The organism is Paenibacillus sp. p3-SID1389 (assembly GCF_025151705.1).
GTDB classification, from domain to species: Bacteria; Bacillota; Bacilli; order Paenibacillales; family Paenibacillaceae; genus Fontibacillus; species Fontibacillus phoenicis.
Genome location: NZ_JALXVO010000024.1, coordinates 40317 through 60148, shown reverse-complemented (window position 1 = coordinate 60148; position 19832 = coordinate 40317). Strand labels below are relative to the sequence as shown.

Sequence of the window (19832 nt, the reverse complement as noted above, 5' to 3'; positions counted from 1 at the left end):
ATGAGCAGCTTCGTTCGACATACCGGCCGTTATCGTGAAATCGCCATGGCGCTTGGGCGCCATGGCTTTGGCTATTTGGCCGAGGAGATCGGCTTGGCCCGGCTGATCCGGTTGCCTTCGCGGCCGCAGCACACCGGCGAGCGCGGTTCGCGGACCTTGGCCGAGCGAATTCGGCTCGTGCTGGAGGAGCTGGGCCCGACTTTCGTGAAGGTCGGCCAATTGGCCAGCACGCGCTCGGATTTGCTGCCGGAGGCGATCATCCAAGAGCTCGTCAAGCTGCAGGACCAGGTGCCGCCGTTTCCGGCGGAGGAGGCTCGCGCCATTTTGGAAGCGGAGCTGGAACAGACGCTGGCAGGGCTGTTCCAGAGCTTCGACGAGACGCCGCTCGCGGCAGCTTCGATTGGCCAGGTGCATCGGGCCCGCCTCATAACAGGAGAGCCGGTCGCAATCAAAATCCAGCGGCCCGGCATCGCCCCGGTGATCGAGATGGATCTCGACATCCTGCAGCATCTGACGACGCTGGCGAACAAACGCTGGTCCTGGGTATCCCGGTATCAAATTCCCCAAATGGTCGAAGAGTTCGCCCGCTCGATCCGCGCGGAGCTGGATTACGGCTTCGAGGGCCGGAACATGGAGCGGATTCGCCGGCAATTCAAGGCGGATGAAGGAATATATATCCCGGCGGTCCATTGGCCACTCACGACCTCCCGCGTGTTAACGATGGAATTCGTGGAGGGGCAGCATCTCAACCGTCTGCTGGCGATTGATGCGCTGGGGTACGACCGTAAGGATCTGGCGGAGCGGCTGGTGAATGCGCTGCTTAGGCAAATCTTTGAGGGGGGCTTTTTCCATGCGGACCCCCATCCCGGCAACCTGCTGGTGACCAGCAAAGGGGAGCTCGCCTTCATCGACTTCGGTATGGTGGGGCGGCTTAGCGAGGAGATGAAGGATCATCTGTCCTCGCTGGTGATCGCCTTGATGCGGCGCAGCACGGAGGGGATGGTGCGGGCGATTCTGCGCATGGGCCTTGTCGGAGACGATGCCGATACGGCCGGACTGCGCATGGACCTGGATCGGCTTCGTGAGCGCTACTATGATATCCCGTTCGCAGAGATCCAGATCGGTCAGGCGTTACAGGATCTGTTTGCAACGGCCCAGAAGCATCACGTCGTGCTGCCCGCTGACCTCTTGCTGCTGGGCAAAGCGCTGCTCACCGTCGAAGGGGTGGCGTTGGCGCTCGACCCGGACCTTCGCATTCTGGATTTAGCGGAGCCTTTCGGGCGCAAGCTGATGCGTGAGAAATATGCCGCGCGCCGGCTTGGCAAGAAGCTGTTTGACGAAGCTTACGAGCTGGCGGATTCGCTTGTGGATCTTCCGCAGCAGATCCGCAATCTGTCGAGCGCACTAGCTCGCGGCAAGCTGAAGATGGATATGAACGTACCGGAGATGGAGCAGCTGCTCCGTAAGCTGGACCAGATCAGCAATCGCTTGTCGTTTAGCATCGTATTGCTGGCCTTCAGCATCATTATGGTTGGCCTCATCATCGGCTCTTCCCTTTCGCGGATGCCGACTTTGCTTTGGAACATTCCGGCAATCGAAATCGGCTTTGTGGTCGCGACGCTGATGTTCTTGTGGCTGCTTTACTCGATCTTCCGGTCGGGAAGGTTCTAAGGATGTGTTACAATAGGGAAGCTGAAGAAGATGAGGTGAAACCTGTTGACAACTTTTGAGAGTTTAAATGTATCGCCCCTCCTGGTTCGCAAGCTGCAGGGACAAGGCATCGTGAACCCGACGCCGGTGCAGGCGGCAGCGATCCCTGTGCTGCAGTCGGGCGAGGACGCGATCGTGCAGGCGCAGACCGGCACGGGCAAGACGCTGGCGTTTCTGCTGCCTATTTTGGAGAAGATCCGCCCGGAGCGCCCTGAGGCGCAGGCGCTGATCATTACCCCGACGCGGGAGCTGGCGATTCAAATTACTGCGGAGGCCCGCAAGCTGGCGGAGGCGATGGAAGGCCTCTCCGTCCTGGCTGCCTACGGCGGTCAGGACGTGGAGCGGCAGCTGCGCAAGCTGAAAAATGGTGCACAGCTGGTCATCGGCACGCCGGGCCGGCTGCTGGATCATTTGCGGCGGGGCTCGCTGACGCTGGGCGCCGTTCGCTACTTGGTGCTCGATGAAGCGGATCAGATGCTGCATATGGGCTTTTTGGCTGAGGTGGAGGAGATTCTGTCGCTCGTTCCGCGCAGCCGCCAAACGATGTTGTTCTCGGCAACGATGCCGGGCAATGTGAAGCGCTTGGCAAAAACGTATATGGACAAGCCGCGCGACATCCAGATCGCCGAAACCTCGCGCGTGACGCTGGACAGCATCCGGCAGATCCTGGTGGAATGCACGGACCGCACCAAGCAGAGCGCGCTGATCGAGTCGATCCGCAGCCAGCGTCCCTATCTGGCCGTGATCTTCTGCCGCACGAAGCGCCGGGCCAGCACGCTGAATGAAGCGCTGCAGGTCGCGGGCTTCCAGTCGGACGAACTGCACGGCGACTTATCGCAGGCGAAGCGCGAGCAGGTGATGCGCGCGTTCCGCAGCGCGAAGCTGGAGCTGCTGGTCGCGACGGACGTCGCGGCGCGCGGGATCGACGTGGAAGGGGTCACCCACGTCTTCAACTACGACATTCCGCACGATGTGGACAGCTACATCCACCGCATCGGGCGGACGGGCCGCGCCGGGGAGAAGGGCGTGGCCGTGACGTTCGCCGCGCCGAAGGATATGGAGGCGCTGCGCCTGATCGAGCGGGGCATCGGCCGCAAGCTGGAGCGGCAGCGATATGAGAAGAGCGGCGCCGCCGGGGGCGCCTCGCGCGCGCCAGGGCCGGGCCGCCGTGGGCCGGGCCGCCGCGGGCAGAGCGGCCGCGGCGGAGGGCGAGGGCGCCGGGGGCGGTAGCCGGCGCCCTCGAATTTCCATGTAACTTCTTACGCACTCCATCCGTTAACGTTAAAAGGATAGTAGAATACACAACAGGTGCCTGAGAAACGTCAATCCAGGCACCGCCACAGGGAGGAACCAGGATGAACAGCAAGAAAGGCGTGGTGACTGCGGCGATGGCGCTGTTGTTAACAGCGGTATTAATCGCAGGCTGCGGCAAACAAGCGGCCGACGCTCCGCAGACACCGGCACAGAACAGCACGAACACGGCCGCCGGCGCAAATAACGGTGCGGGGGACAATGCCGCCAACGACACCGACACCATGGACGACCAAGCTACGGAAGGCAATAACGCAGCAAACGGCGGCATTACCGGGAACGGGGATTCCAGCGATTCGGCACAGGCCCCTGACGGTTCCAGCGACAGCAGCGGAGGGGACCGCGCAGCGATGGGGGATCCGTACAGCGTGGCGGTGCTGATCAACAAGCAATTTGCTTTACCGGAGGATTACGAGCCGAAGGATCTGGTCTATCCCGACGTCCGGTTTACATTCAAAGAAAAAATCGAAAAACGCATGATGCGCAAAGAGGCGGCAAAGGCGCTCGAGGAGCTGTTCGCTGGAGCCGAGAAAGACGGTATCTATCTGGCCGGCGTGTCGGCGTACCGTTCACATAAGACCCAAACGGCGCTGTTTAACCGTTACGTGGAGAAGGACGGCGAGGAAGTCGCGAAGACGTACAGCGCGGTTCCGGGCCACAGCGAGCATGAGACGGGTCTGGCGATCGACGTATCAGGCAGCGATGGCAAATGCGCAGCGGAAAGCTGCTTCGGTGACACGAAGGAAGCGGCCTGGCTGGCGGATCATGCCACCGAATACGGCTTTATCATTCGTTATCCGAAAGGGAAGGAAGACATTACCGGCTACAAATATGAGCCATGGCACCTGCGTTATGTAGGGAAAGAAATCGCGGCCGACATCGGCAAACGCGGCATTACGTTGGAAGAATACTATGATGCCGTCCCGGTTTCGGGCCAGTGATTTCATGGGATTTTTCGAGATCATGAGCTCATCCAGGAAAGACGCCTGCGGGCGTCTTTTTTAGATTTTCCATCCAGCGAAGGAACCTAATAAAATTAACAGTTGACACCTGATAATGATTATCAGTATCTTTAAGAAGATGAAGTTTTTATGAATCTAAGATGAAGTCGTGATATAGACTCTTTTTACAATGATACATTGGTGGGTTTATTCAGTTGGACACGGAAAGGATGAGTGCCATGGTTTCCTTAAAAACTTCGCATCTAGACATTGCCTATGAGGATCGTCTGATTGTCGAAGACTTAAACATTTCGATTCCCGAGGGGAAAATCACGGCGTTGGTTGGCGCGAACGGTTCCGGTAAATCAACGGTCCTGAAAACGATGGCTCGGATCCTTCAGCCGAAGTCCGGCAGCGTGCTGCTGAACGGCAAATCGATCCATAAGCAGTCGACGCGGGAAGTAGCCAAGCAGCTGGCGATTCTTCCGCAAAACCCAACCGCCCCGGAAGGATTAACGGTCTATGAGCTTGTATCGTACGGGCGTTTTCCGCATCAGAAGGGGTTTGGAGGTTTGAAGGCCGAGGACCGGAAAATTGTGGAGTGGGCGATCGAAGCCACCCGCATGACCGAGTTCAGTGACCGGGCCTTAGAGCATCTGTCCGGCGGTCAACGGCAGCGGGCCTGGATCGCCATGGCGCTGGCGCAGGAGACGGATATCCTGTTCCTCGACGAACCTACGACGTTCCTGGATATGGCCCATCAGTTGGAAGTGCTTCAACTGCTTGAAGAGCTGAATGCCACATCCAACCGGACGATTGTAATGGTTGTCCATGATTTGAATCATGCCGCTCGTTACGCGCATTACATGATTGCGATCAAGCAAGGCCAGGCCGTCGCTTCCGGTACACCGGAAGAGGTTGTGACCTCCAAAGTGCTGCGCGACGTGTTTGGCATCGAGGCGGATATCGTGACCGATCCGCGGAGTGGCGTACCGCTGTGCCTCCCTTATGAGCTGTACCGGGCTGCAGCCGAAGGCAAAGTACGCAAGGGCAAAAATGATGGACCGGAAGAGGTTTCGCCCAAAGTCGTCTCGTTCCTGTAGTGGGGGAACCAAAGATGAACATCAATTATCAGCTGCTGGAGCAGCAATTGGCGATTGTAACAGAGCAGCGGACGGATGCCTTTTTCACGATGCCCGCTGAGATGCTGTTGGATCGCGGGCAGCTGGTGGCTTTTTTGGAAATCTACCAGGAGAAAATTAAGGGGCTTGATCTTCAAGTATCCGCAACCTATTTCGCTACGAGCTGGCGGGTGGTGTGTGCAGCGCTGCACTACATGGGGTCGGTGGCCTCGGGCAAGCTGCATTTCTCGCTCGAAAATCTCACCCTGCAACTCGTGATGGTCAACGGATTCCCTTGGGTTTATTTTGTGCTGAACGATAAGGCTGAACAGCCTTGGCCAACCGGTGACCGTCTGCCCTGGCAGACCCGCGAGCTGACCCGTTTTTATGGCGAAGTGCTGCGACCAGTCATGGAAAATATTGCTGCAGTCTCGAAGCTGCCGGTTGCGCAGCTGTGGGGGCAGCTGCCGTTAGGCGTGCAATATTACGTCCATGCCATCGCCGGGCGTCTGGAGGAGGAAACCTTGCGTTCTCGGCTTCTGGAGGAGTACGAGTTCGTGAAGGAGCTGCCAGCCGAGGTATTTGGCCTAAAGCGCAATCCGTATCGGATCAAGGAAGTGTTGCTGGATGATCCTTATCGGCCAGGCGAGAAATCGCCGATGAAACCAACTTGTTGCTTAGCCTATCGGACGGACACCGGCCATGGCTACTGTTACGGATGTCCCAAGCTCACCAAGCCGGAGCGGGAGGCCAAATACGCCGAGATCCGTCAGCAGCTTGCTGCGGCTCAAGCGCAATAAAGAGACGGCTATCGCAGGGGTAAGGATGCGCGCGGTTGTTGGTTTCTACATACGCAATATGAATAACGAGCACTTGGCGATCCTGAAGAGGCTTCAGGAGTTGTCTAAGTGCTTTTCTTTTTTCCGATCCCTCAACCTTCCAGCTTAATATCCCAAATCGAAGGGAAGTCTGATAAGGGTTCCCCAATTCTGAACCAAAGGGATAATCGTGCAAAGAGGCGCGCGAGAAGGAGCCATAGGGGCCTTTCGGATATTTTAAATTGAGAAATTTTACTTTCTTTTCCCTCTTGCAATGTGAAAAAAGTCACACTATAATAAGAACCATGAAGTGAAATATTTCACAACAACTCGAGTTTTATAAGTGACGATTTTCACAAGTTAAGAAATTAGCTATACACAATCAAACAGGTATTGATTATGGAGGAGGAAGAAATCATGAAAGTAGCAGTTATCGGATGTACCCATGCAGGCACGGCGGCGATCGTTAATACGGCCAAACTTTACCCGGATGCGGAAATTACCGTATATGAACGGAACGACAATATCTCGTTCTTGTCGTGCGGCATCGCTCTTTATGTCGGAGGGATGGTTAAGGATCCTCAGGGGCTGTTCTATTCCTCGCCGCAGCAATTGGCTGAGCTGGGTGTAAATACAAAGATGCGGCACGAAGTCGTATCGGTAGATACGGATGCGAAAGTCCTTCAAGCCCGGAACCTGGAGACGGGCGAAGTGTTTGAAGATCGCTTCGACAAGCTGATTGTCACGACGGGGTCGTGGCCGATCGTACCGAAATTTGAGGGCAGTGATCTGGAGAATATTTTGCTTTCGAAGAACTATAACCACTCCAACACCATCATCGAAAAAGCGCAGCAAGCCAACATATCGTTGTTGTCGGCGCAGGCTACATCGGCGTGGAGCTGGTTGAAGCGTTCCAGCTTAATGGGAAGCAAGTTACGTTGATCGATGCGGAGGACCGTATTTTGAGCAAATACCTCGATCCGGAGTACACGGACAAGATCGAACAATCGCTCCGCGAACACGGCATCGAGCTGGCTTTAGGCCAAAAGGTCACGCGCTTTGAAGGCGAGAACGGCAAAGTAACGAAAGTCATCACCGATAAAGGCACATACGCTGCAGACCTGGTGATCATGTGCATCGGGTTCCGTCCTAACACGGAGCTGTTAAAAGGTCAGGTCGACATGCTGGACAACGGCGCGATCATTGTGGACGAATATATGCGCACCTCGAAGCCGGATGTGTATGCGGCAGGCGACAGCTGCGCCGTCTTCTATAACCCGACAGGCAAGCATGCCTATATCCCGCTGGCAACCAACGCCGTTCGCATGGGGACGTTGGTAGCGCGAAATTTGGTTGCGCCAACCGTGAAGTATATGGGTACCCAAGGCACTTCGGGGATTAAAATTTACGAGGATAACATCGCCGGGACCGGTTTAACTTTAGCAGCGGCCAAGGACGCCGGTTTGGATGCAGAGGCGGTACTCATCACCGACAACTACCGACCGGAATTTATGCCAACCCATGAGCCGGTCATGCTGAAGGTGGTCTATGAGAAAAATACTCGCCGGATCCTGGGTGCACAAATCATGTCGAAGGTGGATCTGACTCAGTCGATCAAAACGATTTCGGTATGCATCCAAAACGGAATGAAAATGGAAGAGCTCGCTTTCGTTGATTTCTTCTTCCAACCTCATTACAACAAGCCGTGGAATTTCTTGAACAGCGCAGGCTTAGAGGTGCTGCCGGAAGTTCCGAAGCGGGAAACTGTTCACGCCTAAGAAAAAAATATCAGCGAGTTCATTCGTGCGGGAGAATTCAAAGCGCTGGAGCCGAAGGAAGCCGCAAGAGCCATCTTTCTGGCGTTCCTGCACTTTCATCATCCTGCGCACTTCCGCCAATGGACGAATGAACGGATTGATGCAGATTTCGATGCCGTATGGCAGTTAATATTGGACGGGATCGCCGCACCATCCAAGTAAATGCACGGTTAACGTGTAGGTTAAAGACCCTTTCCGGGATTGCTCCGGAAGGGGTCTTTTGTGTTCATGATGCAACACCGACTTTGTGAAAACGTTAACGTGATCTATGTTATTTTTTCGAGGTAGACTCGCACGCTACAATAAACACGTCTTAATAACGACGAATGACCTGTGAAGTGTCGTTTAGAAGTGACATATAAAGGAGACAGGATCATGGCTTATTCAAAACCTGCGCAAATTGCCGAAGTATCCGTGGAATATGGCGTCAAAAAAGCACATTATCCGCTGCTTACCGTATTGATTCTTGGTTTTTTGGGCGGGGCGTTTATCGCGCTTGGCTTCCTTCTTGATATTCGCGTGATCAGCAGCGCTCCGGCGGAATGGGGCAGTATCGCCAATTTCATTGGGGCTGCGGTTTTCCCGATCGGGCTGATCCTCGTGCTGCTGGCGGGCGGTGAGCTGTTGACCGGCAATATGATGGCTGTGCCGTTAGCACGGATGGCGGGGCGGATTTCCACTGGTGACGTGTGCAAAAATCTCGTCCTCATCACTTTGAGCAATTTCGTTGGCGCTTTGTTCGTTGCTTATTTTTTCGGGCATGTGGTTGGCTTAACAGCCAGCGGACCTTATCTTGAGAAGCTGGTCGATATGGCCGGTCATAAGCTGGACGACAGCTTCCTGCAAGCGTTTGTGTCCGGGATCGGCTGCAACTGGCTGGTTGCTTTGGCGGTTTGGCTGTCTTATGGTGCAGACAATATGAGCGGTAAAATCTTGGGCATCTGGTTCCCAACGATGGCCTTTGTCGCGATCGGCTTCCAGCACGTTGTTGCGAATATGTTCCTGATTCCCGCAGCGATCTTTGAAGGGTATTACTCCTGGGGCGAATACTTGGGTAACTTTGTGCCGGTATGGCTGGGGAATTTGACCGGCGGGGCCATCTTCGTGGCTTCGGCGTATTGGACTGCTTTTCTGAAGGATAAAGGGTCCAAAGACGCACAGGTTACTGAGTTGACTACGTCATCTGTAGCGGCGAGAGAACACGGATAAACCGGTTTGGTTGGGCTGGGCTGGGTTTGCTGTCTGTCGGAGCGCTTTTTACACCATTATCCCGATGAATCAGAAAGAATTTGTAAGGATAAAAGTGAGCCTCGACTAGCAGCAAACCAGCTAACCAGCAAACCAGCCGATCAGCTATGGGCTAGAAAGTTACCCTCATCATCCCTCATATCTTTATTAACCTCATTAACTCTCATCAACCGCCCCTTCCTTCGAATCTCTACCTCCCGAAAAGATACCTGAAGAAAGCGGATACCTGATCAAAATGGATACCGACCTAAGATGGATATCTAATCAAATACGGATATCTGAACGAAAGGGATACTTGTAAAAATGGATTATTAATCAAAGTTATACACCTGAACGAAGGGGATAATCGTGTAAAGAGGTGTGCGGAACACCCCCACACTCCGGCATCGGCCCCCGGCCCTGCCAACCTGCCATCCGGCCATCCGTCATCTTGACCGTCCTACCACCTCGCCATTTCGCATCCCACCATCCCGCCATAAGGAAATTCCCGCCTTGGGGTTTACGCCGGGGACGTTTATTCTTACAATAGGCTACAGACAGGAGGGGTGGAACATGATCCATGAACCTAACGGGGTGTTTCCTGCGGTTTGTCCGCTGGATTGTCCCGATACGTGCAGCTTGCTGCTTCATAAAGAGAATGGAAAAATCGTCAAGGTGACCGGCAACCCCGATCACCCGATTACGCAAGGCGCGATCTGCAACAAGGTCCGCAATATGGCGGAGCGGGTCTACCATCCCGAACGGGTGCTGTATCCCCTGAAACGCGTTGGACGCAAGGGGGAAGGGAAGTTTGAACGCATCACCTGGGATGAAGCGATCCAAGAGATCGCGGATCGTTATAAGGGATTGATCCGGGAGTATGGGTCGGAGTCGATCCTGCCGTACAGTTTTTACGGCAATATGGGGATCTTGAGCGTCGATGGGATGGACCGGCGGTTCTTCAACCGTTTGGGCGCGACGCAGCTGCAACAAGGCATATGCAATTCCGCGGGCACTGCGGGATGGAGATATACGATGGGATTCGGCGGCGGGACGAGCCCGGAAGAGACGGTCAAGGCCAAGCTGATCATCGTGTGGGGCGGCAACCTCGTTAGCACCAACATGCACCAGATTGCCCTGATCGAAAAAGCCCGCAAACAGGGAGCACAGCTCGTCGTCATCGACGTGCACCGCAACCGGACAGGACAGCGGGCCGACTGGTTTATCCCGCTTTATCCGGGCACGGACGCAGCGTTGGCGCTTGGGATGATGCACGTGCTGTTCGAACGTGGCCTGGTGAACGAAGCGTTCTTGGAACGCTATACGGTTGGCCATGCCGAGCTGCGTGAGCACGTGAAGCAGTACACGCCGGAGCGTGTGGCGGCGATCACCGGCGTACCGGCCGAGTCGATCGTGAAGCTGGCCGTTCTGTATGGCGAAACTTCGCCCGCCTACATTCATATCGGCAACGGCCTGCAGCATCACGACAATGGCGGGATGACGGTCCGCACGATCAGCTGCCTGCCGGCGTTAACCGGCCAGTGGCTCGTGCCGGGGGGCGGCGCCTACAAATCCAACGGCGCTTACAGCAAGATGAACGCGACCGCGCTCGAGCGCCCCGATCTCCGGCCCAACCCGGGCGCGCGTACGGTCAGCATGAACCAGCTGGGTGACGTCTTGTTGACGCTTGATCCGCCGATCCGCGCCTTGTATGTCTACTGCGCCAATCCGGCGGTTGTAGCCCCGGATACAGGGAAGGTGGAGCAAGGTCTTCTACGGGAGGACCTGTTCACCGTGGTGCATGATCTCTTTTTGACGGACACGACCAAATACGCGGATATTGTGTTGCCGGCGACGTCCTCTTTTGAAAATACGGACTTGTACGGTTCTTACTGGCATCATTATATCCAGCTTCAAGAGCCGGTGATCGCTCCCCGGGGCGAAAGCAAAAGCAACGTCGAAACGTTTAAGCTGTTGGCGGCCGTGATGGGGTTTGACGACGATGCGTTCCGCGACACGGAAGAGGATATGATCCGGCAGGCTTTGGATTTCAAGCATAATCCGTATCTGGAAGGCGTGACGCTGGAGAAGCTGAAGGAGCAGCGGTTCGTGAAGCTGAACATGGAACCGCAGCGAACCTGGCTCGACCATCTGCCGACCCCGTCGCGGAAGATCGAGCTGTATTCCGCCACGCTGGAGCGGGCAGGACTACCGCCGTTACCAACGTATGTGCCGCTGGTGGAAGGCTATGACGGTGAGCGCCGTCCCGGCAAGGACACGCCGTATCCGCTGATGTTTATCTCCCCGCCAAACCACAGCTTCCTCAACTCAACGTTTGGGAATGTGGAGAAGTTAAAGGCGCTGGAGAAAGGTCCGGTGCTGCAAATTCATCCGGACGATGCCGCTGCGCGCGGGATTGCGGATGGGGACGAAGTGACGGTGTGGAATGACCGCGGCAGCTACGACGTTACGGCGTCCGTCACCGACAAGATGCTGCCGGGCACGGTGGTCAGCCAAGGGTTATGGTGGCAGCAGGAGGACGGGAAGCGTACGCGCGCGAACGCCTTAACCCCAGACCGGTTGGCTGATATGGGCGGCGGAGCGGTATTCTTTTCCACCGTGGTGGATGTTAAGCGCCGATAGATATGTACTTGCCTGAGTTGCGCTTTTAGGCGATACTATTATAATCTGGGCGTTGTACAAGCAAAATTTGCCGAACCATCTGATTTGATCGTGGGGGGCCCTGGTGGCCCTCCTTTTTTGTATATATGTAACTGTTGCAGCAGAGGGGGAATAACGATGAGATGGCTGCAGTCTTATCCGCGGGAAGTCAAGGTGTTTTTAATCGCAAGCTTGATCAGCTCGGCCGGCGGTTCGTTGATGTGGCCTTTGGTCACGATGTTCGTGTTTAAAGTGCTGGGGCGGACAGTGACAGATGCCGGTCTGGTTATCCTCGTCATGTCCGTCGGCGGGATTGCAGGTCAGCTGCTGGGCGGAGCGCTGTACCATCGTTTAGGCGTCAAGCGCTTGATCGTTGGCGGTCTTGCTTTGACGGCACTATTCCTGATGCTGCTGCCCTACGGAAGCGGGAATTGGCATTTGTTTATGCTGCTGATGCTGCTGGTTGGTTTTTTTAATGCCACGACGATGCCGGCCATCCAAGCGTTTATCGGCTTTCGTTTTGCCGAGCAGCGCGGGGAACTGTTTAATGTCATTTACGTTGCCAACAATATTGGTGTGGCTTTGGGGACGGCGATCAGCGGGTTTTTGGCACAGATATCGTATGACCTCAGTTTTATTTTGAATGGACTCACATCGGCGGGGTTTGCCTTGTTTTTTTGGTTTTATTTGAACAAAGTTCAAAAAACTCAAGGCGAGCTGCAAGTGCAGAAGCGCAAAAAAACGGTGGAAGGACAAAGCGTCTGGACGCTGATACGCTGGTATCCTGTTTACCTGTTTATGGGCGTGGGGTCGTTTTTTCTCTGGCTCGGGAACTGTATTTGGAACAACGGCGTATCGCCGTATATCATCTCCCAAGGCATGCCGGAGTGGAATTATAGTATTCTCTGGACGCTGAACGGTTTATTGATTTTTGTGGGGCAACCTTTTACTTTATGGATAAAACGGACCTTTGCCGGCTCCCCGCAAGCCCAAATGACGGCGAGTGCCATATTCTACATGCTGGGTTACGCTACAATCTTAAGCTTTCATACGTACCCGAGCATGGTTGCGGCAATGGTGCTCACCACCTTCGGCGAAATGCTGATCTCTCCGGCGATTCCGTCGTTTATCTCTGACCGGACAGGGAAGGCGGCGCCGTTTTACCTCGGTTTGGTTGGCGGGATGGGAGCGGCTGGCCGCGTTGCTGGACCTTATGCGATGGGCATGCTGTTTGACTGGAACGGACTTACGCCGGTCGCTTGGCTGGCAGTGGGCATTGCGGCGCTATCGGTGGTATCCTTCTTGGTGCATGCCGCTGTGAACCGGGAGAGTGGCCCGCAGCTGTCGGGTTTGGCTGAGTGAGTAGTAGAAAGGATGAAGTTCATGAATCACCGTGAAATCTGGACGCGTTTATCGGAAATGCGTGATGCGGCCGCTTTAATAGAAATTGACAAGATCACCTGGGATTATAACAACACGCCAGCGGAAAAAATGGAATGGGAGTCGAGGGAGCAGTATTTGCAGAGCTGCCCGCCGGGAAGCCAGATTGTGGCTGGGATTGGCGAGGAGATCTGCGGCTATATCGGTTTTAAGCCGCCGACCCCGCTGCCCAGCAACCAACATGTGCTTGAGCTGAACATCGCGATCCATCCGAAGTACCAGCGGCAGGGCATAGGGCGGGTGCTGATGGATGCCTTGGTGAAGTTGGCGGCCGAGCGGGGCGTGCGTAAGTTGTCGCTGCGCGTGCTCGCCAGCAATCCAGGGGCCATCGCTTTTTACAAAAACTGCGGGTTTGTGGAACAGGGCCGGCTTGTTGAAGAATTTTTGATTAACGGAACGTATGTTGACGATATATTAATGTGGAGAAAGGTTTAGCCGATGAAGTCCCGATTCAAGCGCGGCGCGTGAAGCGTCCGTTAGTACTTAAGGCATTGAACTATTCGGAAGATATCGGTATATTTAGAAGAAGAAAATTCGGGGAAGAACTCGAATGGAAAGGTTGATACCCGTGGAAAACAACTTCACCCCTCCCAATTTTATTAAAAACATCATTTCGGAAGATTTGAAATCCGGCAAGGTGAAAACCGTAGTTACGCGGTTCCCGCCGGAACCAAACGGTTACCTACATATCGGACACGCCAAAGCGATCTGGATCAACTTCGCGTTGGCGGACGAGTTCGGCGGACGGACACACCTGCGGTTTGACGACACCAACCCGGTTAAAGAAGATGTAGAGTACGTCAACTCGATTAAGGAAGACGTGAAATGGCTGGGCTTCGAGTGGGAAGAGCTGCATTTTGCGTCCGATTATTTTGAAGAGATGTACAATCGTGCTGTGCTGCTGATCAAGAAAGGCAAAGCCTATGTGGATGATCTGAGTGCCGACCAAATTCGTGAGATGCGCGGAACGCTCACTGAGCCGGGGAAAAACAGCCCTTACCGCGACCGCTCGGTCGAGGAAAACCTTGACCTGTTCGAACGGATGCGGAAAGGTGAGTTCAAGGATGGGGAAAAGGTGCTGCGGGCGAAGATCGATATGGCCTCGCCGAACATCAACCTGCGGGACCCGGTCATTTACCGGATCGTGCATGCGACCCATCATAACACCGGCGATAAATGGTGTATTTATCCGATGTACACCTTTGCTCATCCGTTGGAGGATGCCATCGAAGGCGTAACGCATTCCTTATGCTCGACCGAGTTCGAGGATCAACGCCCGTTCTATGATTGGACGATCGCCGAAACGGAAATGCCGCACGTGTCCCGTCAATACGAATTTGGCCGGTTGAATTTGACGCAAACGGTGACCAGCAAGCGGAAGCTGAAAAAGCTGGTGGATGAAGGCATCGTTGACGGTTGGGACGATCCGCGGATGCCGACGATTTCCGGTCTGCGCCGCCGCGGCTATACACCGGAAGCGATCAAAGCGTTCGTCTACGAAACCGGGATTTCTAAAAACTTCGGGAACGTGGATCCGAAAATGCTGGAGCATTTTATCCGTGAGGATTTGAAATTGAAGGCTCCGCGCACGATGGCGGTGCTCGACCCGCTGAAGGTCGTGATCACCAACTATCCAGAAGGACAAATCGAATGGCTGGATGCGGAGAACAATCCTGAAAATCCGGACATGGGCAGCCGTAAAATTCCGTTCTCGCGGGAGATATACATCGAACGGGACGACTTCATGGAGAATCCGCCGAGCAAATATTTCCGTTTGTTCCCGGGCAACGAAGTCCGTCTGAAAAATGCTTACTTCGTGAAATGCAACGATGTGATCAAGGATGCAGACGGCAATGTGGTGGAGATCCACTGCACGTATGATCCGGAAACGAAGAGCGGCACCGGCTTCACCGGCCGTAAAGTGAAAGGCACCATCCACTGGGTGGAGGCTACTCAAGCGGTACCTGCCGAATTCCGGTTGTACGAACCGCTGATCCTGGAAGAGGAAGCGGAGAAGACGGCAGACGTGGCGTTGGAGGAAACGGTGGAGGGCCTGGTTGATGAGGAACTGCGCGATGCTGCGGAACCGGCCGCTGAAGCTGCCGAGGAGAAATCGTTCCTCGATCTCATCAACCCGAACTCGCTGACGATTGCTCACGGATTCATAGAGCCTAACATGAAGGATGCCAAGCCGCAGGATAAATTCCAATTCTTCCGGCACGGGTATTTTAACGTGGATACGAAATATTCGAAGCCGGGTCAACCGGTGTTTAACCGTATCGTGTCGCTGAAAAGCTCGTTCCAATTGCCGAAGGCCTAAGCCATTAACGGCGGCAGAACCCTGCGTACAAAAAGGAGCCTTGCAGATCTCTGCTGGCTCCTTTTTTCTGTTTCACACCGAGCTTCGCTCGATAAACTGAAAGCTAAGCTCCTCCGAGACGGGTTGGCCTTCGCCGCCAGAAATTTGCGCGTGGACGATGGAAAACGCCCGTTCTCCGATCTCCGACAACCGGTTATCAATCGTCGTAATCCCAAGCAAGCTGGAGATCGGCTGGTTATCGAAGCCGATGACGGCGAAATCGCCCGGCACCTCGATCCCGCGAAGGCGTGCGGAGAGGATAAACCCCGCGGCGACTTGGTCACCTGTGATGAGCAAGGCGTCCGGGCGCTCGTTCATCGCGAGCAGCCGGTCCACCAGCGCCGCGCCATCCTCCCAATCGAGGTAGCCGTCCAGCACCCAATCCTCCCGGGCTTGCCCGCCCAAGGCCGCCAGGGTATCAGTGTAAGCCTTCAGACGGCTGCGGCTGCTGGGGCTGTTACGGCGGTAGATTGTAAACGCGATGCGGCGTTTCCCTTTTTCCCAGAGATAACGGATCGCGGTTTGAAAGCTGGCATAGTGATCGATATACACCGAGGAGAGGTTGCGGCCGCTCACCCGCTCGCATAACGCGATCGGACCGTAGTCGGCAAAGACTTCGATATCGCGGAGGGACAGGGCTCGTGAACAGATGATCAACCCGTCCATCTGCTTGTTGCGAAGCATCTCCAGCACCTTGCGTTCCTCGTTCGGGCGGTAGCCGGTCTGGCACAGCATCAGCTGGTAGTTGTTTTTCAACGCCTGTTTGGCGACGCCTTCCATGATCCTGGCAAAATAGTAATGGTTGATGTTCGGCAGGATCACGCCGATGGTTTGCGTCATACCTTTAATCAAATGGACGGCGTTCATGTTCCGCGAATAGTTGAGCCGGCGAATGGCTTCTTCAACCGCCTCCCGCTTGGCTGAACTGACGTAGGGGTGGCCGTTCAGTACCCGGGACACGGTTGTGACCGAGACGCCGGCGGCTTCTGCGATCTGTTTGATGTTCGGCATGGCAAACCGCTCCTTCCCTGTATGAAATCAAAAAGGATGTTGCTATGGAATGCATTTCATATTTTACAATGGAGATGCAATAAAGAAAACAATGCCCTCAACCGGCGTCACCTCGTTTGGGAGCGAGGGCGTTACGGTATCCGGCATTGTTTTCTTTCGTATTTCGTAAGATCGGCAGGCAGCGCATATAGCTGGCCGGTTGTTATGGTTCATCATGTAGATCGTCCATTGCCGGCGAATAGCCGTGATGGCGGATTTGATACCACATCGCGGCGAACCCAAGCGCACCGATTAGTGTTAACGCGACGCCGGACCGGTACATCACCACCGGACCGAAATTTTGAAATATCCAGCCGCCCCAGAAGCCCGCAATCACGCAGGCAAGGCCGCTGGCAGCAAAGGTATAGACCGCTTGTCCCGCTGATCTCAGCGGCCGCGGCAACAGCAGAGCGATCAGCTTGGTTCCGACGTAGAAGAATCCGCCAAACGTTACGGAGTGCAGCAGTTGAATGAGCAAGATGTGCACCGGGAGTGTCGCTTCAGACATCAAATCCCAGCGAATCGCAAACAACAGGCTGACGACAGTGATGCAAGCGAGCAAATAGGATAATTTTCGCTTTATCAAGCGGTCCAGCAGGATCAATGCGAGAAATTCAAAAACGGTCGATAAGAACACGGCACCGCCGACCGCCAACCGCGTTCCGCCGAGATCGATCATAAACAGCGGCATAAAGATGGTGTTGATTGCATTAGGGATTGCTACCAGCATGCTAAAGAGGACGAACACCAGCAGGTACTTGTTCTTTAGCGCCAGACGCAGCTCCCCTCCCTTCAGCCAAGGGGTTTGAGACGCTTGGCGAATGGTGGGCAGCAACAGGGTAGCACCGATCGCCAGCATCAACGTTACGCTAAACAGCAGCGAGCTTCCCTCGTGGCCGACGGCATCGATGATGGGTCCGGCGGCCAGCGCGATGAACGTCCACCCGAGCGAGCCCCAAATGCGGTACGTTCTGAATTGCTTCGGCGTTTCTGCGATATAGCCGAGAGTCAAGGTATTGCTTTGCGAGAGCAGCGGGCTTAGGAAAAAATATAGCAGAATCATCGTCACGTACAACATCGAAAAGGTGTTGACCGTAAACACGAGATGTCCCATGATAAGTAAGCCCAGCAGCATGGCTAGCAGGATGGCACGTGGATTCTGCCTTTGGTCGCCCAGGAATTTCCAGAACGGGTGGGCCACCAAAGAAATGAAGGGACCGATGGCCATCAGGCTGCCAATCTCCAGCTTGTCCATCCCGATGTCCTGTAAATATAATTGAAAAAAGGCAGTGAAAATGACCAAGGTTCCGTAAATAAAAAAGTTAAGCAGACCTAACGGCAACAACGAAAAGGACGAATATCGTCTTTTTTCCTGCAAACGAGCCATTCCTTTCTATCCGGGTCCATATGGTCACAGGCGGGAAGCTTGTGACTATGATCCCAATGTAACACACAGGTGAAAGGGGATACAAACCAAGTTTTTTTGGTTTTACCATAATTTATGCATTGGGGGAAAACTGATGAACACAACCGCCATCATTTTAGCCGGTGGAAGATCCAGCCGGATGGGCAGCGATAAGGCGCTGCTTGAGCTTGGCGGCTTAACGGTGTTGGAACGGTTGATTCGAGAGCTGGAGACAGTGGCTTCAAGAATCGTGATCGCAGGGGGGACGAAGGCGGTTTATGAACGGTTCGGCAAAGAAGTCGTGACCGACCGTTATCCGGGGGCCGGGCCGCTGGCTGGGTTGCATGCCGGGTTGGAGAGCTCGACGACCCGCTGGAACCTCGCGGTCGCTTGCGATACGCCGTTCGCGAATCGCGGCCTGTTCCGCGCTTTGCTGGAGCGGGCGGAGGCGGCGGAGGAAACGGCGGCTCGGGTTGACCGGGCAAGCGGCATGGCAGCAGACGCCCCGGGCGGCTTCGCAGCGGCCGAGGCGATCCTGGCCCGCACGGAGGGGCGGGCCCATCCGCTGCTGGCGGCCTATCGGCGCAGCGTGCTTCCAGGCTTGGAAGCACGGCTGCGGGCAGGCCGCCTCAAAATGACGGATTGGACCGAGACGCTGTGCACCGAATATATCGAAGGGGAGGCCCTCGCCAACGCTTCGGGCCTCCCCTTGGAGTGGTGCACGTTTAATATGAACAAGCCGGAGGACTATGAGCAGGCCCGGACTTGGTTAGCGTCGGGCCGCTCTGGGGTTTAGCCGCCGATCTGGGACATCCGGCGGGCGGTTGGCGTATGGCTTTGTTGCTTACGCTCCAAAGCCAGCGCCATTTCATGGTTCTTCGGCTTGGCTCCCAGCGCCTTCAGGAACAGGGAGCGGATGCCTTCATGGTCGCCGGCTGCGGCATAGGGGCGCACGTGCAGCTCATCCGACCAATACAGGCAGGCCTTGATATGTCCGTCAGCGGTCAAGCGCAGCCGGTTGCAGCTGTCGCAGAAATGCTCGCTGACCGGATGAATTAGCCCAAACGTTCCGGCGGCACCCGCAACGCGGCGGCTTTCGGCAGGACCGTTACCGCGCGGACCTTCGACGCCTTCCACTTCCCAGCCCGCTTCCCGGCAGACGTCTTCCACGGCCGTCAGAGGCAGGTAGGTTTTACGCCAGGTGTCGCTGGCACTGCCAATCGGCATATATTCGATAAAGCGAACATGCAGCGGCTGATCTAACGTTAACGCGATAAAATCGCGGATTTCATCCTCATTGATTCCTTTCATCAGGACCACGTTGAGCTTAATCGGCTCAAAACCGACCTCGACGGCGGCCTGAATGCCTTCCAGCACCTTCTCCACCTCACCGCCGCGGGTAATCATCGCGAAGCGGTCCTGACGCAGTGAATCCAGACTGATGTTCACCCGTTTTAATCCCGCTTGCTTCAGCAGCTCCGCTTTTTTCGCAAGAAACATGCCGTTCGTCGTTAGTGCAATATCTTCAATGCCCGGAATGCTGGAGAGCATGGCAACAAGTTGTTCTAAATCTTTGCGCACCAGCGGTTCGCCGCCGGTAAGCCGAATTTTGTGGAGGCCCATCGGAGCAAGCGCCGATACTGTCTCGGCAATTTCCTCGTAGCTCATGATTTCCTCATGCGGTTGAAACACCATTCCTTCGGCGGGCATGCAATAGACGCAGCGCAAATTGCATCGGTCAGTGACGGAGATGCGCAGGTAATCATGTTTTCGCCCAAAGGGGTCAAGCAGCTGCTCCATGTGTACGCCTCCTTTTCTCTTCAGGTGTTTCAAATTTAATATATATTCATCTAGGGGTCAATGCGTTGACACACACTGTTCAAGTATATTCTGTGTCGGACAACGATACAATGGAAGTAAAGTGTAATAAAGATCACATTAAAGCGCTTACAATGAGAGGTATAATACAAGT

Annotated in this window: 14 protein-coding genes and 2 pseudogenes; 13 read left to right on the top strand and 3 right to left on the bottom strand. The window is 55.0% G+C overall.

Annotated features, from left to right (window positions below; genetic code table 11):
* The 12 genes and pseudogenes from M3G15_RS11955 to M3G15_RS11905 all read left to right on the top strand — a co-directional run bounded on the left by M3G15_RS11955 (position 1) and on the right by M3G15_RS11905 (position 15366).
* Complete coding sequence (locus M3G15_RS11955; RefSeq protein WP_260071040.1) at positions 1-1671, top strand: ABC1 kinase family protein; 1671 nt, start codon at positions 1-3, stop codon at positions 1669-1671.
* Between the two features lie 45 nt (positions 1672-1716).
* Positions 1717-2937, top strand: a pseudogene (locus tag M3G15_RS11950) (DEAD/DEAH box helicase); the annotation flags it as partial.
* A 128-nt stretch (positions 2938-3065) separates the two neighbouring features.
* Positions 3066-3962, top strand: coding sequence for a M15 family metallopeptidase (locus tag M3G15_RS11945; RefSeq protein ID WP_009223697.1), 897 nt, complete (start codon positions 3066-3068; stop codon positions 3960-3962).
* 239 nt (positions 3963-4201) lie between these two features.
* Positions 4202-5065: an ABC transporter ATP-binding protein gene (locus tag M3G15_RS11940; protein WP_009223698.1), complete on the top strand. Its 864-nt coding sequence runs from the start codon at positions 4202-4204 to the stop codon at positions 5063-5065.
* A gap of 14 nt (positions 5066-5079) precedes the next feature.
* On the top strand, positions 5080-5883 hold the full coding sequence (locus M3G15_RS11935; protein WP_260071039.1) for a hypothetical protein: 804 nt from the start codon (positions 5080-5082) through the stop codon (positions 5881-5883).
* 435 nt (positions 5884-6318) lie between these two features.
* Positions 6319-7679, top strand: a pseudogene (locus M3G15_RS11930) (FAD-dependent oxidoreductase).
* Positions 7680-7688: 9 nt separating this feature from the next.
* Positions 7689-7880, top strand: a complete 192-nt coding sequence (locus M3G15_RS21685; RefSeq protein ID WP_198136162.1) for a hypothetical protein — start codon at positions 7689-7691, stop codon at positions 7878-7880.
* 213 nt (positions 7881-8093) lie between these two features.
* A complete protein-coding gene (locus tag M3G15_RS11925) occupies positions 8094-8927 on the top strand; it encodes a formate/nitrite transporter family protein (RefSeq protein WP_260071038.1) in 834 nt (277 codons plus the stop codon).
* A 591-nt stretch (positions 8928-9518) separates the two neighbouring features.
* On the top strand, positions 9519-11588 hold the full coding sequence (locus M3G15_RS11920; RefSeq protein WP_260071037.1) for a molybdopterin-containing oxidoreductase family protein: 2070 nt from the start codon (positions 9519-9521) through the stop codon (positions 11586-11588).
* Positions 11589-11744: 156 nt separating this feature from the next.
* A complete protein-coding gene (locus M3G15_RS11915) occupies positions 11745-12968 on the top strand; it encodes an MFS transporter (RefSeq protein WP_260071036.1) in 1224 nt (407 codons plus the stop codon).
* Positions 12969-12989: 21 nt separating this feature from the next.
* A complete protein-coding gene (locus M3G15_RS11910; protein WP_260071035.1) occupies positions 12990-13481 on the top strand; it encodes a GNAT family N-acetyltransferase in 492 nt (163 codons plus the stop codon).
* Positions 13482-13596: 115 nt separating this feature from the next.
* The gene (locus tag M3G15_RS11905) at positions 13597-15366 is read left to right on the top strand and encodes a glutamine--tRNA ligase/YqeY domain fusion protein (RefSeq protein ID WP_260071034.1); all 1770 of its coding nucleotides are present in this window, start codon (positions 13597-13599) and stop codon (positions 15364-15366) included.
* A 72-nt stretch (positions 15367-15438) separates the two neighbouring features.
* On the opposite strand, the gene M3G15_RS11900 is transcribed toward M3G15_RS11905, so the two are convergent.
* Both M3G15_RS11900 and M3G15_RS11895 read right to left on the bottom strand, forming a co-directional pair.
* Positions 15439-16416, bottom strand: coding sequence for a LacI family DNA-binding transcriptional regulator (locus M3G15_RS11900; RefSeq protein ID WP_009223706.1), 978 nt, complete (start codon positions 16414-16416; stop codon positions 15439-15441).
* 202 nt (positions 16417-16618) lie between these two features.
* Complete coding sequence (locus M3G15_RS11895; protein WP_260071033.1) at positions 16619-17842, bottom strand: MFS transporter; 1224 nt, start codon at positions 17840-17842, stop codon at positions 16619-16621.
* 133 nt (positions 17843-17975) lie between these two features.
* On the opposite strand from M3G15_RS11895, the gene mobA reads away from it, so the two are divergent.
* A complete protein-coding gene (mobA, locus tag M3G15_RS11890) occupies positions 17976-18656 on the top strand; it encodes a molybdenum cofactor guanylyltransferase (RefSeq protein WP_260071032.1) in 681 nt (226 codons plus the stop codon).
* On the opposite strand, the gene moaA is transcribed toward mobA, so the two are convergent.
* Positions 18653-19660 (bottom strand): GTP 3',8-cyclase MoaA, encoded by a 1008-nt coding sequence (gene moaA / locus M3G15_RS11885; RefSeq protein ID WP_260071031.1) that lies wholly within the window; start codon positions 19658-19660, stop codon positions 18653-18655. The genes mobA and moaA overlap by 4 nt on opposite strands.
* Positions 19661-19832 lie beyond the last annotated feature (172 nt).